This is a genomic window from Streptomyces sp. NBC_00299 (assembly GCF_036173045.1).
In the GTDB taxonomy this organism is placed as follows: Bacteria; Actinomycetota; Actinomycetes; order Streptomycetales; family Streptomycetaceae; genus Streptomyces; species Streptomyces machairae.
Genome location: NZ_CP108039.1, coordinates 4,512,977 through 4,526,168 on the forward strand (window position 1 = coordinate 4,512,977; position 13,192 = coordinate 4,526,168).

Below are 13,192 nucleotides of genomic sequence, written 5' to 3' on the forward strand. Positions count from 1 at the left end.
CCCCCAGCCTGTGGATAACTTCGCGACCATGCACTCCGCGATCCCCCCGGAGTGGAACGAGGCCAACCGCGCCATGTGGGACGAACGCGTCCCGCTGCACGCCGCCGGAGCCTTCCACGTCCTCGCCGGTTCGAGTCCTTCGAGGAGCGCGACGGCTGCTTCCGGTTCCCATGACGGTTCCCCATGGGCCGGCCGCGGGTTCCGCTGATGCACTCGCTGCGGGCCCGCGAGGACTGACCGGCCCGACCGCAGGACTGATCGCTCGATCACCGGGCGTTCGCGCAGGTCAGGGCCATTGTCAGTGGCGGGGTGCAGACTCCGTTCCATGACCGATCTGCGCAGGACAGTCGAGAGGTTCTGGGCCACCGCCGCGGCCCGGGAGTGGGACGCGTTCGCCGAGACCCTCGCCGAGGACGTCGTGTACACGCTGCCGCAGACCCGCGAGCGCATCGGCGGGCGGGAGCGGTATGTGCAGTTCAACCGGGAGTACCCGGGGGACTGGCGGCTGCGTGTCGAGCGCGTCGTCGCCGAGCCGGAACAGGTCGTGACCTGGACCCACTTCACGGTGGGGCTGGAGCAGATGTACGGCATCTCGTTCTTCACGGGGGACGGGAGCGGTCGCATATCCACGGTCACGGACTTCTGGCCGGAGCCGTATGAGCCGCCGGCGGGCCGGGAGCACCTCGTCGAGCGGTACTGACCCCGCGGCCCGGCCCTTCGCCGGAGCCCCGTACCTTTGAGGGCGTGTACCGGTTTCTGCTGACGCCCCGTTGGTGGGGGATCAACGTCTTCGTGCTGCTCGCCATCCCCTTCTGCGTGTTCATGGGGTCCTGGCAGCTGAGCCGGTTCGAGACACGCGTCGAGGACCACCGCAGCGCAGGGCAGCAGGCCGCGGAGAACAAGCAGGAGGCGGCGCGTCCGCTCGCCGAGCTGCTGCCCGTGGACAAGGCGACGGTGGGCAAGCAGGCCACCGCGAGCGGCCGGTACGGCAAGCAGCTGCTCGTGCCCGACCGCCAGCTGGACGGCAAGCAGGGCTATTACGTCCTGACGCTGCTGCACACCGACGACGGCAGGACCCTGCCGGTGGTACGGGGCTGGCGGCCGGGCGACGCCGATCGCGCCGCGATCCCCGCAGCACCGTCCGGCGAGGTCACGGTCACCGGCGCGCTCCAGGCGTCCGAGGTGCCCGGCGAGAACGGCGTGCCCGCGCAGGGCGGCCTGCCGTCCGGCCAGACCGGGGCGATCAGCGCGGCGTCGCTGGTGAACCTGGTGCCGGACGACGTCTACGACGCCTGGGTCACCCTCAACAAGGCCGACTCCGGTATGAAGCCGGTCCCGGTGGCCGCCCCCAACGACACCGGGCTCGACCTGAAGGCGTTCCAGAACCTCGGCTACACCGGCGAGTGGTTCGTCTTCGCGGGCTTCGTGGTCTTCATGTGGTTCCGTCTGCTGCGCCGCGAGGCGGAGTTCGCACGGGACGCGGAACTGGGCCTGATCCCGGACGGCGAGACCGACGGGGACGCGGAGACCGCCGTGGACGAAGGGAACCGGGCCGGTGCCGGGGAGCCGAACGAGGGCCCGGCGCAGGAGAAGGCGAACGCCTAGACGCACGCCGGGCGCGACAACGCCCGGCCGGCCGGGGACAGCAGCGCTGCCGCCCGTGCCCTACGCACCCGGCAGCAGGCCCGTCCAGTACACCGTGCCCGCGCAGGCGTTGGACACCGTGACCGTGGGACTCGGGGCTCCGGCCTCCGGCGTGTTGGTGACCGCGACGCTGCCGTCGGCCGTCGTGTCCTCCGTCAGCAGCTGCGTGGAGGTGCCGGTGTCGCCGCCCGTGGACGTGCCCTCGGTCGTACCGGGGGGGTCCTCGGTGGGGGTCGGGTCCGGCGAGGGGTCGGGGCCGCCCGAGCCGCCGCCGTTGTTGTCGCCCGTCGTGGGGCAGGTCGCCGAGGGGAGCCAGGCGAACTTGACCTCGTAGGAGGCGCCCGCCTTGAGGACGAGGGAGGCGTACTCCGTCGACGGGTCGGGCAGGCCCACCGCGGCGTCACCGGCGACGTGCCGCGCCGAGGTGACCTTCGTCGGGTCCGCGGCTCCCTGCGGAAGCACACCGACCGTGCCGGGGCCGCTCACCGTGCACTCGGTGCCGGAGACGTTGCTGAAGCGGAAGGTGCCGTACACCGTGCCGGACGAGTCGGGCAGGTCGGCGGAGGCACCGGACGCGCCGAGCTGGTCCGGGGTGCACACGGCTATGCCGGCCGTGCTGGTCGCCAAGGGGTCGTCGGGACTTCCGGAGCCCGTGCCGGGACCGGTGCCGGTGCCCTTGTCGTCTTCCTTCTCGCCGCCCTGGCCCTTGTCCTCGTCGGTGCGGCCCGAGGCGCCGCCGGAGGTGCCCGCGCCGCCCTCCGTCTGCTTGCCCTCCCCTGCTCCGCCCTGCGCCTGTTCGCCGTGGCCGGCGACGGACGGGTTGACGTCGGAGCCGGTGGAGTTGGAGACGTGCAGCAGAGCCGGGACGGCGGTGCCGATGAAGAGCACCGCGGCCGCCGCGCCGACGAGCGCCTGCCGCTTGCGCGCCCGCCGTGCGGGTACCGCCCGCCGCAGGTGGTCCAGCGTGCCGTCGCGCGGCTCGATCTCGTCGACCGCGGTGTGCAGCATGCGGCGCAGTGCCAGCTCGTCCGAGTCGAACCCCTCGGGGCTCTGGTCGTCGGGGCCGTGGTTCACAGTTCCGTTCCCAGCGTGCGATTGCTTCGGCTGTTGCTTGTCCGGCCGCCCTGCCGGGTCACGCCGGCCGTCATGGTCCTCGCTCATGCCGGCGCCTCCATCGCGACCCGCAGCGCCGCGATGCCGCGCGAGCCGTACGCCTTCACCGAGCCCAGCGAGATGCCGAGCGTATCGGCGACCTGTGCCTCGGTCATGTCCGCGAAGTACCGCAGGACCAGCACCTCGCGCTGCCGGCGCTGCAGGCCCTTCATCGCCTTGATGAGGGAGTCGCGTTCGAGCTGGTCGTACGCCCCCTCCTCCGCGCTCGCCATGTCCGGCATCGGCTTGGACAGCAGCTTCAGGCCGAGTATGCGGCGGCGCAGGGCGGAGCGGGACAGGTTCACGACGGTCTGGCGCAGATACGCCAGCGTCTTCTCCGGGTCACGCACCCGCTTGCGCGCGGAGTGGACGCGGATGAACGCCTCCTGGACGACGTCCTCGCAGGAGGCGGTGTCGTCGAGGAGGAGCGCCGCGAGGCCCAGCAGCGAGCGGTAGTGCGCCCGGTAGGTCTCGGTGAGATGGTCGACGGTCGTGCCGGCCGCCGCGCTGTTCTCGGCGAGCTCGGCGCCGTCGCGCTGACCTGGGATGCGGGTGGGCCGCGCTGCGGGCATGGGCGCGATCACCGGCATGCCGCCGGGCGTACCCATGCGGGGTCGGACGGGACGGCGGGGCGGCCGTAGGGCCGTACCGCGGGTCGCCGCGCTGAAGTCGAGAACCTCTGCCACGCCAGTTGGACACGCGTCCCCCCGAGAGGGTTGTACGTGCCGGACGTCACTTTTGCGTCAGTCCCCGCAAGGGGCCCTCCGCACACGGCAGCCGAACCTCCGGACCCCGCAGCCGACCGTCTCGTGCCAGGCAGCACAACTGACCGTGCGTCAAACGCCCACATGCCTACCCGCTCTTCCCTTATGTCTATATATGAGCGAACGTCCCCACGCCTGCTCATTCGGCGTCCCCACGCCAGAAAAAAACGCGTCTCCACACCCCATAAGGGCGACCGCAAAGACGCTCCCCGCCCTGCAAGCGGTTGCAAGAGCGGGGAGGAAAATCTTCAGCTGCCGCCGGGGCCCGGTTCAAGTGGTCCGGACCATCGATCAGCTCACACTTTTCACACAGATCCTACAAACGAATCGGCCCAGGCCCAGGGGTTTTCCGGCGCCACCGGGGGCCTCACGCAAACTCCGCCGCCACGAGCTCCGCGATCTGCGCGGTGTTGAGGGCCGCGCCCTTGCGCAGATTGTCTCCGCAGACGAAGAGTTCGAGCGCCGTCGGATCGTCGAGCGCGCGCCGCACCCGGCCGACCCAGGTCGGATCCGTGCCGACCACATCGGCGGGTGTCGGGAACTCGCCGGCATCCGGGTCGTCGTACAGCACGACCCCCGGTGCCGTCGCCAGGATCTCGCGCGCCTTGGCGACCGTGACCTCGCCCTCGAAGCGGGCGTGCAGGGTCAGCGAGTGCCCGGTCAGCACCGGCACCCGCACACAGGTCACCGCGACCGGCAGCTGCGGCAGCCCGAGGATCTTGCGGGACTCGTCCCGCACCTTCATCTCCTCCGACGACCAGCCGTCCTCGCGCAGCGACCCGGCCCACGGCACGACGTTCAGCGCGACCGGCTCCGGGAACGGCCCGGTGTTGTCGCCGACGGCCCGCCGTACGTCACCGGGTGCGGTCCCCAGTTCCGTACCGGCGACCAGGGACAGCTGCTGCCTGAGCGTCTCCACACCGGCGCGCCCGGCACCGCTTACCGCCTGGTACGAGGACACCACCAGGGAGCGCAGCCCGAACTCCGCGTGCAGCGCGCCCAGCGCCACGATCATGGAGAGGGTCGTGCAGTTGGGGTTGGCGACGATCCCGCGCGGCCGCATCCGGACCGCGTGCGGATTGACCTCGGGGACGACGAGAGGCACCTCCCGGTCCATGCGGAAGGCGCCCGAGTTGTCCACCACCACCGCGCCCTTGGCGGCGGCGACCGGCGCCCATCGGGCGGCCACCTCGTCGGGGACGTCGAACATCGCGACGTCGACCCCGGCGAAGGCCTCCTCGGTGAGCGCCACCACCTCGACCTCCTCGCCGCGCACGGCCAGCTTGCGGCCGGCCGAGCGCGGCGAGGCGATCAGACGGATCTCACCCCAGATGTCCGCACGCTGGGACAGGATCTGGAGCATGACCGAGCCCACGGCCCCGGTCGCTCCCACGACCGCGAGCGTCGGTCGTCGGGTCATCGCCCGGTGCCGCCGTAGACCACGGCCTCGTCGCTGTCCGAGTCGAGCCCGAAGGCCGAGTGCACGGCGCGCACGGCCTCGTTGACGTCGTCGGCGCGGGTGACCACCGAGATACGGATCTCCGAGGTGGAGATCAGCTCGATGTTCACGCCGGCGTCGGACAGCGCCTTGAAGAAGTCGGCCGTGACACCGGGGTTGGTCTTCATGCCGGCGCCGACGAGGGAGATCTTGCCGATCTGGTCGTCGTAGCGCAGCGAGTCGAAGCCGATGCCGTGCTTGTTCTTCTCCAGGGCGTCGATGGCCTTGCGGCCCTCGGCCTTGGGGAGCGTGAAGGAGATGTCCGTCAGGCCCGTGGAGGCGGCGGACACGTTCTGCACGATCATGTCGATGTTGATCTCGGCGTCGGAGATCGTCCGGAAGATCGCGGCGGCCTCGCCCGGCTTGTCCGGCACACCGACGACCGTGACCTTGGCCTCGGAGGTGTCGTGCGCGACACCGGAGATGATGGCCTGCTCCACCTGCTTGTCCCCTTGCTCGATCGGCTCGCTGCTGACCCACGTGCCCTGAAGTCCGCTGAAGCTGGACCGGACGTGGATCGGGATGTTGTACCGGCGGGCGTACTCCACACAGCGGTGGAGCAGCACCTTCGAGCCGGACGCAGCCAGCTCCAGCATGTCCTCGAAGGAGATCCAGTCGATCTTCTTCGCCTTCTTGACCACGCGCGGGTCGGCGGTGAACACGCCGTCGACGTCGGTGTAGATCTCGCACACCTCGGCGTCGAGCGCGGCTGCCAGCGCGACCGCGGTGGTGTCCGACCCGCCACGCCCGAGCGTGGTGATGTCCTTCTTGTCCTGGCTCACGCCCTGGAAACCGGCGACGATGGCGATGTTGCCCTCGTCCACCGAGGTGCGGATCCGGCCCGGTGTCACATCGATGATCCGGGCTTTGTTGTGGACCGAGTCGGTGATGACACCTGCCTGGCTGCCGGTGAACGACTGGGCCGAGTGGCCCAGGTTTTTGATCGCCATGGCCAGCAGGGCCATGGAGATCCGCTCTCCCGCGGTCAGCAGCATGTCGAGCTCGCGCCCGGCAGGGATCGGGGATACCTGCTCGGCGAGATCGATCAGCTCGTCCGTCGTGTCGCCCATCGCGGAAACCACGGCGACCACCTGGTGGCCGTTCTTCTTGGCTTCCACGATCCGCTTGGCGACGCGCTTGATGCCCTCGGCATCGGCTACGGAGGAGCCTCCGTACTTCTGCACGACAAGGCCCACGTGCGCTCCTCGCTCAGTCCGTGTGTGTCGGCTCAGTCTATCGAGCGTCCGAAAACGACCTTGGGGTTCCCAGATGGTGAGATTCGGACGCTCCGGGATGGTGTCTGCCCGGCCGCGGGCAGGGCACTCCGGAAAGTGGGGCAGGTCACTACCGGCGGGGTGCCGACGCCAAGAGGGCATTGACGCTCTCCGTAGTCAAAGGCTAACTTCGCGTCGTCGTCGCCACACCAGGAGCACACGGCTCCATCGGGACTTGCGACGCGAAGGACCCTCCTCCTTTGACGACTGCGACCGCTTCAGAGATCCAGCACGTCACTCCAGCCGCATCGGCACCCGCCACGGATCACCCGGCAACGGATTCCCCGGCCGGCCTTTTCAAGATCGAACCTTTCACACCCCACTGCGAAGTCATCCGCACCGCCGGCGACCACGCCGTCATCGGCGTCTCCCCCGGCAACAGCTATTTCTCCGCCGCCCGCGTCCACGACCTGGCCCGCTGGGGCCTCGCGCTCTTCGAGCGGGTGGACTTCGTCTACACCGACCTGTACGTGGCCGAGATGTACGCCGCCTCCGGCTATCCGCCCGAGGACGCCCGCCGCAAGGCGGTGAAGAACCTGCGCGGCGTGCGGGCCAAGGTCCTGGGCGCCGTCCAGGCAGTCGACCCCGGCGGCACCCGCCTGTACGCCCACGCCATGTCAGACTTCCGCGGCAACACGGCGTACCGCGAGATCCACGACCGGCTCCAGGGCCGCCTCGCCACCGACGACGACTTCCGCACGACCTGCGAGAAGCTCATCGACACCTTCCTGGCCGGCAAGGCGGGACGCGCGAGCGACGCCCAGCGCGAGGTCTGCCTGGCCTACGTCTGCGCCGAGGCCCCCCTCTTCCTGGACACCCCCGCCATCCTCGGCGTCCCCTCCTCCCTCAACTGCTACCACCAGCTCCTGCCGATGGCCGAGCTGCTCTACTCCCGCGGCGCCGGCCTGCGCGCCTCCCGCAACCAGGGGCACGCCATCGTGACGCCCGCCGAGGGAACCGACCCGGAGGAGACCGGCACCGATGTCCGCTGAAACACTCACCGCGATCGACTTCCCGTTCTCCTGGCGCGGCGACCAACTCCCCGCCGAGGTCGAGGAGTTGCGCACCGGCACGCCCGTGCGGCGCGTCCGCACGATCGCCGGCGACGAGGCCTGGCTCGTGTCGTCGTACGACCTGTGCAGGCAGGTGCTCGAAGACCCGCGGTTCAGCCTGAAGGACACCTCCGCCCCCGGCGTGCCCCGCCAGTACGCGCTGACGATCCCGCCCGAGGTCGTCAACAACATGGGGAACATCACCGGGGCCGGGCTGCGCAAGGCCGTACTGAAGGCGCTCAACCCGAAGAGCCCCGGCCTCGCCGAGTGGCTGCGGTCCTACGCCGCCGAGCTCGTCGACGGGCTGGTGCGCGAGGGCGCCCCGGCGGATCTGCGCGGCGGCTTCGCCGACCCGTACTCGGCGGGCATGCACTGCCGCATCCTCGGCATCCCGCAGCAGGACGCGCCCCGTCTGATGCGCAGTCTGGACATCGCGTTCATGAACTCGGCCTGCCCGGTCGCGGGGGCCCGGCTGAACTGGGACCGGGACATCGCGTACATGGCCGAGCGGCTCGACGACCCGGCGACGACGGGTCTGATGGCCGAACTCGCCGCCCTGCGCGCGGACCCCGAATACGGCCACCTCACCGACGAGATGCTCGCGACGGTCGGGGTGACGATGTTCGGCGCGGGCGTCATCTCCACCGCGGGCTTCCTGACCATGGCGCTGGTGTCGCTGATCCAGCACCCGGAGCTCCAGGCCGAGCTGATCGCGCACCCCGACAGGATCCCCGCGGCCGTGGACGAACTCCTGCGCATCAACCTGTCCATCGGCGACGGCCTGCCGAGGCTCGCGACCGAGGACGTACAGCTGGGGGAGGTGCGGGTGAAGGCGGGCGAGCTGGTCCTCGTCCTCGTCGAGGGAGCCAACTTCGACCCGGCCGCCTTCCCCGACCCGTACGCCGTCGACCTCGCCCGCGAGAACAGCACCGCGCACCTCTCGTTCGGCGGCGGCCGGCACTACTGCCCCGCCACCGCCCTCGGCCGCAGACATGCCGAGATCGCGCTGGAGACCCTGCTGGAGCGGATGCCGGACCTGCGCCTGGCGGTGCCCATCGAGCAGTTGGTGTGGCGGACCGGCTTCATGAAGCGGATTCCGGAGCGGCTGCCGATCATGTGGTAACGGCTGTTTTGCCCGCATCTCGCCTGTTCACGGGCTCGGCGGCCGGACGTCTTTAAAGTTCAACCACTATGGTTCGCCCTGTGCGCGTACTCCTGGTGGAAGACGACGAGCCGGTCGCCGAGTCGCTCCGGCGAGGACTCCTGCGGTACGGCTTCGAGGTGGCCTGGGTCACCACGGGCAGCGCGGCGCTGATTCACGACGACCCCTACGACGTCGTACTCCTCGATCTCGGCCTCCCCGACACCGACGGACTCGACGTCTGCAAGGCCCTGCGCCGGCGCGGCGACGTGCCCATCATCGTGATCAGCGCGCGCAGCGACGAGACGGACCGGGTGGTCGGGCTGGAGCTCGGCGCGGACGACTACGTGTCCAAACCGTTCGGGGTCCGCGAGGTCATCGCACGGATAAGGGCGGTGATGCGGCGCGCCCAGCCGCGCACGTCCGCCGAGTCCGGCCCGGACCACTACGGGCCCCGCCTGACCGTCGACCGCAAGGCCGCCCGGGTCCGCCTGGACGGCACGGAGGTGGCCCTCGCGCCCAAGGAGTACGACCTGCTGGCCTTCCTCACCGAGGAGCCCGGGGCGCTGATGTCGCGCGAGCAGATCATGGAGGCGGTCTGGGACGCGAACTGGTTCGGCCCGACGAAGACGCTGGACGTGCATGTGGCGGCGCTGCGGCGGAAGCTGGCGGGGGCGATCACGATCGAGGCGGTGCGGGGGGTCGGGTTCCGGCTGGAGATCGTCAAGGCTGACGGGGGCGGGAGCGGCGGGGGCGACGGCGCGTCATGATCCGTCAGCTCGTCCGCAGTTACGTCCTGCTCGTCGCGGTCGCCATCGCCCTGTTCACCGTGCCGGTGGCGTTCACGCTCACCGACCAGCTCCGGGACGACACCAAGGCGTCCGTCCTGCGCGAGGCCGACGCCATGGCCCTGCTGCTCGGCAACGACGAGAGCGCGGCGTGCGAGGCCCTGGAGGAGGTGGCCAACGCCTACGAGGACGAGATCCAGGTGACCGCCACCGCGGGCTGCACTGCCGGCCTGCCGCGGCCCACGGCGGACGCGGCACTGACCAGGGCCCTGCGATCGGGCGAGTCCTCGGTCGACTGGGGCTCCGACTTCATCTGGGGTGACCACCTGGTCGTCACCGTCCCCGCGCACGAGGGGGCCACGGCCGGCGACCACGACAAAGGCCCGGTCGTCGGCGCCGTACGCATCAAGTACTCGACCGGCGAGATGACCAGCCGCCTGTGGCAGATCTGGGGCTTTCGCGCGGTCCTCGCCGTGCTCGTCCTGGGTGTGGCCGCGGTGATCGGCGTCGTGGTGGCCCGCCGCCTCACCCGTCCCCTGCGCCAACTCAACGACATGGCGAGCAAGTTCAGCGACGGCGATCTCACGGCCCGGTCGCCCGTCACCGGGCCGCAGGAGACACAGACGCTGGCCCGCACCCTCAATCAGGGCGCGGAACGACTGGACACCCTGATCGCCTCGCAGCGCATCTTCGTCGCGGACGCCTCGCATCAGCTCAGAACCCCTCTCACGGCGTTGCGGCTGTCGCTGGACAACATCGCGGACGGTGTGGACGACGAGTTCGTCAAGGAGGACGTGGAGCAGGCGACCGCGGAGGTCGTCCGGATGAGCCGCCTCGTGAACGGCCTGCTGGTCCTGGCGCGGGCGGAGGCGAAGGTCACCGCGGCGGAGCCGCTGGCCCTGTGGGACATCGTGCAGGAGAGGCTGGCGGTGTGGAGGCCGGCCGCCGACGAGCGCGGAGTCACCATCGCGCTCAGGGGGAGTGCCGACGGCCGGCTGCTTGTGCTGACCAGCCCCGGTCACATGGAGCAGGTGCTGGACAACGTGCTCTCGAACGCCCTGGAGGTGTCACCGGACGGCGGCACGATCACGGTCCGGGTGGAGCCGCGGGGCGACGAGGTGGTGCTGTCGGTGGACGACGAGGGCCCGGGCATGCCGGACACCGACAAGTCCCGTGCCTTCGACCGCTTCTGGCGTGGCAAGGGTCTGACCGGGCGCACGGGCTCGGGGCTCGGCCTCTCCGTCGTCAAGCAACTGGTGACCGACGACGGCGGGACGGTGGCCCTGGACGACGCCCCCGGGGGCGGGCTGTCCGTGCGGATCAGCCTTCGGGCATCTTCGAGGAGTGGTGGTTGACGATGAGCCACTCACCGCCGCGCTTCTCGTACGCGTATGTGTAGCGGGCCTTGACGACGCTCTTCTCGCCGGTCTCGGGGTCGGTGAGCGTGAACTGGTAGGTGCCGGCGTCGATCACGGAGTTGTTGTCGAGGACGTTGATGTGCGTCGCGATCTTCTTGCCGACGGGCTTGTTGGCGAGGAAGTGCTCGAAGTAGTCGACTATCGCGGCATGGTCGGCGCGGACCTGGTTGGACACGGTGGGCAGCAGGACCGCGTCGCTCGCATACAGGTCCGCGACCTTCTCCGGGTCGCCGGTCTGCAGCGTCCCGTTCCACTGGTCGAACAGGCCGGCTATCTGCTTCTTGCTGGGCTTCCCGTCGCCCCATCCGGGCCCGGCGACAGCGGCACCGGCGGCGACGGTGCCGACGGCTACGACTGCGGTGGCGGTGGCGGTGACAACGGCTACGCGCTTGCTGATGGAACGACGAGTCATCGCATCTCCAGGGTCTGGTGGAAGTGACTCCAGACTCGCCCGGCGCCGGTTAGGGCCCGTGCAGCGGACGTACAGGCCCCGGACAACACGTCTCCAACTCACGTTGCGCGCCCGCCCGATCACACAGCGGCGGCCTTCCTGTGACCGCGCCCGCGCCCACGTCCGCGCGCCAACTCGCCCCCGGCGCCGAGCGATACGACGCCCATGCCGACGGCGGTCATCACGCCCTGCGTGCCATCGACGACGAAGGGGGCGGCCGCGGCGACGACGGCGTTGAAGAGGAAGAGGAACCACAGGACGGGGCGGGAGGAGAGCAGGGCCTTCATGACGGTCTCCTTCGGGGCGGGGTCGGTTCGACGGCCGTTGACCTGGTGCGATCAACGATCCCGTGTGCCGAGGTCAGCCACGAGGGAGTGCACTCCCGAAGGGGAGGTGTAGCGGGCTACACCCCGTCCCGGAGTGCGCTCACACCCCGAACAGCTCCACCAGGCCGTGGTCCAGCTCCGCTCCCACCGTCTCCTCGCCGGGCGGGATCACGGTGTAGGTGCGGGCGAGGAAGCGGTGCAGGTCCGAGGTGGCGAACCGGAGCACGGCCGTGCCCACCGGTGAGTGGAACGGCCGTTGCGCGTGCCTGTGAGACCGCCCGGGGGCCCGACGCATTACGCCGGTTCAGAAGCCGTGTTCCGTAACCCGCGTCACGCCCGCCGGAGCACCTACTTCGCCGGGCGCAGCCCCAGCGGCTCCACGATCTCCTGCTCCATCACCTTGCCGGCCTCGAACTCCAGGGTCTCGTCGCCCATGCCCTGGTCGGTGTCCAGGCCGTCCAGCTCCGCCAGCGGCTGGTCCAGGCGGACGTGGGCGAGGACCGAGTGCAGGGCGCGCAGGGTCGCCGAGGCCGTCGAGCCCCAGTTGGAGAAGTAGGAGAACTGCCACCACCACAATGCCTCGGTGGTGCGGCCGGCGCGGTAGTGGGCCATGCCGTGGCGCAGGTCGGTGATGACGTCGGCCAGGTCGTCGGAGATCCGGGCCGGAACCGGGGCCCTGCGGGGTTCGTAGGGGTCGAAGACCTCCGAGTAGACGTCCACCGGGTCCAGCAGGCGGGCGAGGTTCTCGCGGAGTTCGTCGACGTCGGGCTCCGGGCCCAGGTCGGGCTCGTAGCGCTCCTCGGGGACGATGTCCTCGTGAGCGCCCAGCCGGCCGCCGGCCAGGAGGAGTTGGGAGACCTCCAGGAGCAGGAAGGGCACGGTCGAGCCCGGCTCGTCGCCCTTCGCCACTTCCGTGACGGCGACCAGGAAGCTCTCGATCTGGTCCGAGATCTGGACCGCGAAGTCGTCCGGGTTCTGCTCGGTCGCGTGCAGCGTGGCGTCAGACATCTAGGAGTCGTCTCCCCTCGAAGGCGCGGCCGAGGGTGACCTCGTCCGCGTATTCCAGGTCGCCACCCACCGGGAGGCCGCTGGCCAGGCGGGTGACCTTCAGGCCCATGGGCTTGATCATGCGGGCGAGGTACGTGGCCGTGGCCTCGCCTTCCAGATTCGGGTCCGTGGCCAGGATCAGCTCCGTGACCGTCCCGTCGGCCAACCTCGCGAGAAGTTCTCGTATCCGCAGGTCGTCCGGACCGACACCCTCGATCGGACTGATCGCGCCGCCGAGGACGTGGTAACGGCCGCGGAACTCGCGGGTCCGCTCGATCGCCACGACGTCCTTCGGCTCCTCGACCACGCAGATCACCGCCGGGTCGCGGCGCGTGTCCCGGCAGATGTTGCACAGCTCTTCCTGCGCGACGTTCCCGCACATCGCGCAGAAGCGGACCTTCGCCTTGACCTCCATCAGGGCCTGCGCGAGGCGCCGTACGTCCGTCGGTTCCGCCTGCAGGATGTGGAAGGCGATCCGCTGCGCGCTCTTGGGACCGACGCCGGGCAGCCGCCCCAGCTCGTCGATGAGGTCCTGGACCACGCCTTCGTACAACGGACTGCCGTCCTTCCTGGGTCCTGCGGTTCCTTACGGTACGTACGGTAGTTGGCGTCGGCCCGTCTTAGAAGGCAAGCCGGA

The 13,192-nt window shown here is 70.3% G+C and carries 16 protein-coding genes; 7 read left to right on the top strand and 9 right to left on the bottom strand.

Translation table 11 applies throughout. From position 1 onward, the window contains the following. Positions 1-28: 28 nt before the first annotated feature. The 3 genes from OHT51_RS19775 (at position 29) to OHT51_RS19785 (ending at position 1,605) form a co-directional block, all read left to right on the top strand. On the top strand, positions 29-208 hold the full coding sequence (locus OHT51_RS19775) for a hypothetical protein (RefSeq protein WP_328880253.1): 180 nt from the start codon (positions 29-31) through the stop codon (positions 206-208). Positions 209-325: 117 nt separating this feature from the next. After that, positions 326-700, top strand: a complete 375-nt coding sequence (locus tag OHT51_RS19780) for a nuclear transport factor 2 family protein (protein WP_328880254.1) — start codon at positions 326-328, stop codon at positions 698-700. Between the two features lie 44 nt (positions 701-744). Continuing rightward, positions 745-1,605, top strand: coding sequence for an SURF1 family protein (locus OHT51_RS19785; protein ID WP_328880255.1), 861 nt, complete (start codon positions 745-747; stop codon positions 1,603-1,605). 60 nt (positions 1,606-1,665) lie between these two features. Here the strand turns inward: OHT51_RS19785 and OHT51_RS19790 are convergent, their stop codons facing one another. The 4 genes from OHT51_RS19790 to OHT51_RS19805 form a co-directional block, all read right to left on the bottom strand. Further along, positions 1,666-2,805 carry a hypothetical protein gene (locus tag OHT51_RS19790; RefSeq protein WP_328880256.1) on the bottom strand — a complete coding sequence of 380 codons (1,140 nt, stop codon included), beginning with the start codon at positions 2,803-2,805 and terminating at the stop codon, positions 1,666-1,668. Continuing rightward, positions 2,802-3,482, bottom strand: a complete 681-nt coding sequence (locus OHT51_RS19795) for a SigE family RNA polymerase sigma factor (RefSeq protein WP_328880257.1) — start codon at positions 3,480-3,482, stop codon at positions 2,802-2,804. Before OHT51_RS19795 ends, OHT51_RS19790 begins: the two co-directional genes overlap by 4 nt. Positions 3,483-3,927: 445 nt before the next feature. Continuing rightward, the gene (locus tag OHT51_RS19800) at positions 3,928-4,980 is read right to left on the bottom strand and encodes an aspartate-semialdehyde dehydrogenase (RefSeq protein WP_328880258.1); all 1,053 of its coding nucleotides are present in this window, start codon (positions 4,978-4,980) and stop codon (positions 3,928-3,930) included. After that, complete coding sequence (locus tag OHT51_RS19805) at positions 4,977-6,254, bottom strand: aspartate kinase (protein ID WP_328880259.1); 1,278 nt, start codon at positions 6,252-6,254, stop codon at positions 4,977-4,979. The genes OHT51_RS19800 and OHT51_RS19805 overlap by 4 nt, the downstream gene beginning before the upstream one ends. Before the next feature lie 278 nt (positions 6,255-6,532). Here OHT51_RS19805 and OHT51_RS19810 point away from each other — a divergent pair, with 278 nt between their 5' ends. The 4 genes from OHT51_RS19810 (at position 6,533) to OHT51_RS19825 (ending at position 10,668) form a co-directional block, all read left to right on the top strand. After that, positions 6,533-7,324: a tRNA-dependent cyclodipeptide synthase gene (locus OHT51_RS19810; protein ID WP_328880260.1), complete on the top strand. Its 792-nt coding sequence runs from the start codon at positions 6,533-6,535 to the stop codon at positions 7,322-7,324. Beyond that, positions 7,314-8,507 (top strand): cytochrome P450, encoded by a 1,194-nt coding sequence (locus tag OHT51_RS19815; protein ID WP_328880261.1) that lies wholly within the window; start codon positions 7,314-7,316, stop codon positions 8,505-8,507. Before OHT51_RS19810 ends, OHT51_RS19815 begins: the two co-directional genes overlap by 11 nt. An 80-nt stretch (positions 8,508-8,587) precedes the next feature. Further along, positions 8,588-9,295 (top strand): response regulator transcription factor, encoded by a 708-nt coding sequence (locus OHT51_RS19820; RefSeq protein WP_328880262.1) that lies wholly within the window; start codon positions 8,588-8,590, stop codon positions 9,293-9,295. Next, complete coding sequence (locus OHT51_RS19825) at positions 9,292-10,668, top strand: sensor histidine kinase (protein ID WP_328880263.1); 1,377 nt, start codon at positions 9,292-9,294, stop codon at positions 10,666-10,668. The genes OHT51_RS19820 and OHT51_RS19825 overlap by 4 nt, the downstream gene beginning before the upstream one ends. Here OHT51_RS19825 and OHT51_RS19830 read toward each other — a convergent pair. The 5 genes from OHT51_RS19830 to recR form a co-directional block, all read right to left on the bottom strand. Then, positions 10,634-11,143 (bottom strand): SgcJ/EcaC family oxidoreductase, encoded by a 510-nt coding sequence (locus tag OHT51_RS19830; RefSeq protein WP_328880264.1) that lies wholly within the window; start codon positions 11,141-11,143, stop codon positions 10,634-10,636. The two genes, OHT51_RS19825 and OHT51_RS19830, sit on opposite strands and share 35 nt — an antisense overlap. A 119-nt stretch (positions 11,144-11,262) precedes the next feature. Continuing rightward, positions 11,263-11,469, bottom strand: coding sequence for a hypothetical protein (locus OHT51_RS19835; protein ID WP_328880265.1), 207 nt, complete (start codon positions 11,467-11,469; stop codon positions 11,263-11,265). A 139-nt stretch (positions 11,470-11,608) separates the two neighbouring features. Beyond that, the gene (locus OHT51_RS19840) at positions 11,609-11,803 is read right to left on the bottom strand and encodes an SsgA family sporulation/cell division regulator (RefSeq protein WP_328880266.1); all 195 of its coding nucleotides are present in this window, start codon (positions 11,801-11,803) and stop codon (positions 11,609-11,611) included. A gap of 53 nt (positions 11,804-11,856) precedes the next feature. After that, complete coding sequence (locus OHT51_RS19845; protein ID WP_328880267.1) at positions 11,857-12,516, bottom strand: DUF5063 domain-containing protein; 660 nt, start codon at positions 12,514-12,516, stop codon at positions 11,857-11,859. After that, a complete protein-coding gene (gene recR / locus OHT51_RS19850) occupies positions 12,509-13,108 on the bottom strand; it encodes a recombination mediator RecR (RefSeq protein WP_107904689.1) in 600 nt (199 codons plus the stop codon). The genes OHT51_RS19845 and recR overlap by 8 nt, the downstream gene beginning before the upstream one ends. Between the last annotated feature and the right edge of the window lie 84 nt (positions 13,109-13,192).

Coding starts and splice junctions, on each gene's coding strand:
- OHT51_RS19780 (WP_328880254.1), top strand. CDS start 326: ATGACCGATCTGCGCAGGACAGTCGAGAGGTTCTGGGCCACCGCCGCG.
- OHT51_RS19825 (WP_328880263.1), top strand. CDS start 9,292: ATGATCCGTCAGCTCGTCCGCAGTTACGTCCTGCTCGTCGCGGTCGCC.
- OHT51_RS19790 (WP_328880256.1), bottom strand. CDS start 2,805: ATGAGCGAGGACCATGACGGCCGGCGTGACCCGGCAGGGCGGCCGGAC.
- OHT51_RS19775 (WP_328880253.1), top strand. CDS start 29: ATGCACTCCGCGATCCCCCCGGAGTGGAACGAGGCCAACCGCGCCATG.
- OHT51_RS19815 (WP_328880261.1), top strand. CDS start 7,314: ATGTCCGCTGAAACACTCACCGCGATCGACTTCCCGTTCTCCTGGCGC.
- OHT51_RS19835 (WP_328880265.1), bottom strand. CDS start 11,469: ATGAAGGCCCTGCTCTCCTCCCGCCCCGTCCTGTGGTTCCTCTTCCTC.
- OHT51_RS19840 (WP_328880266.1), bottom strand. CDS start 11,803: ATGCGTCGGGCCCCCGGGCGGTCTCACAGGCACGCGCAACGGCCGTTC.
- OHT51_RS19845 (WP_328880267.1), bottom strand. CDS start 12,516: ATGTCTGACGCCACGCTGCACGCGACCGAGCAGAACCCGGACGACTTC.
- OHT51_RS19800 (WP_328880258.1), bottom strand. CDS start 4,980: ATGACCCGACGACCGACGCTCGCGGTCGTGGGAGCGACCGGGGCCGTG.
- OHT51_RS19830 (WP_328880264.1), bottom strand. CDS start 11,143: ATGACTCGTCGTTCCATCAGCAAGCGCGTAGCCGTTGTCACCGCCACC.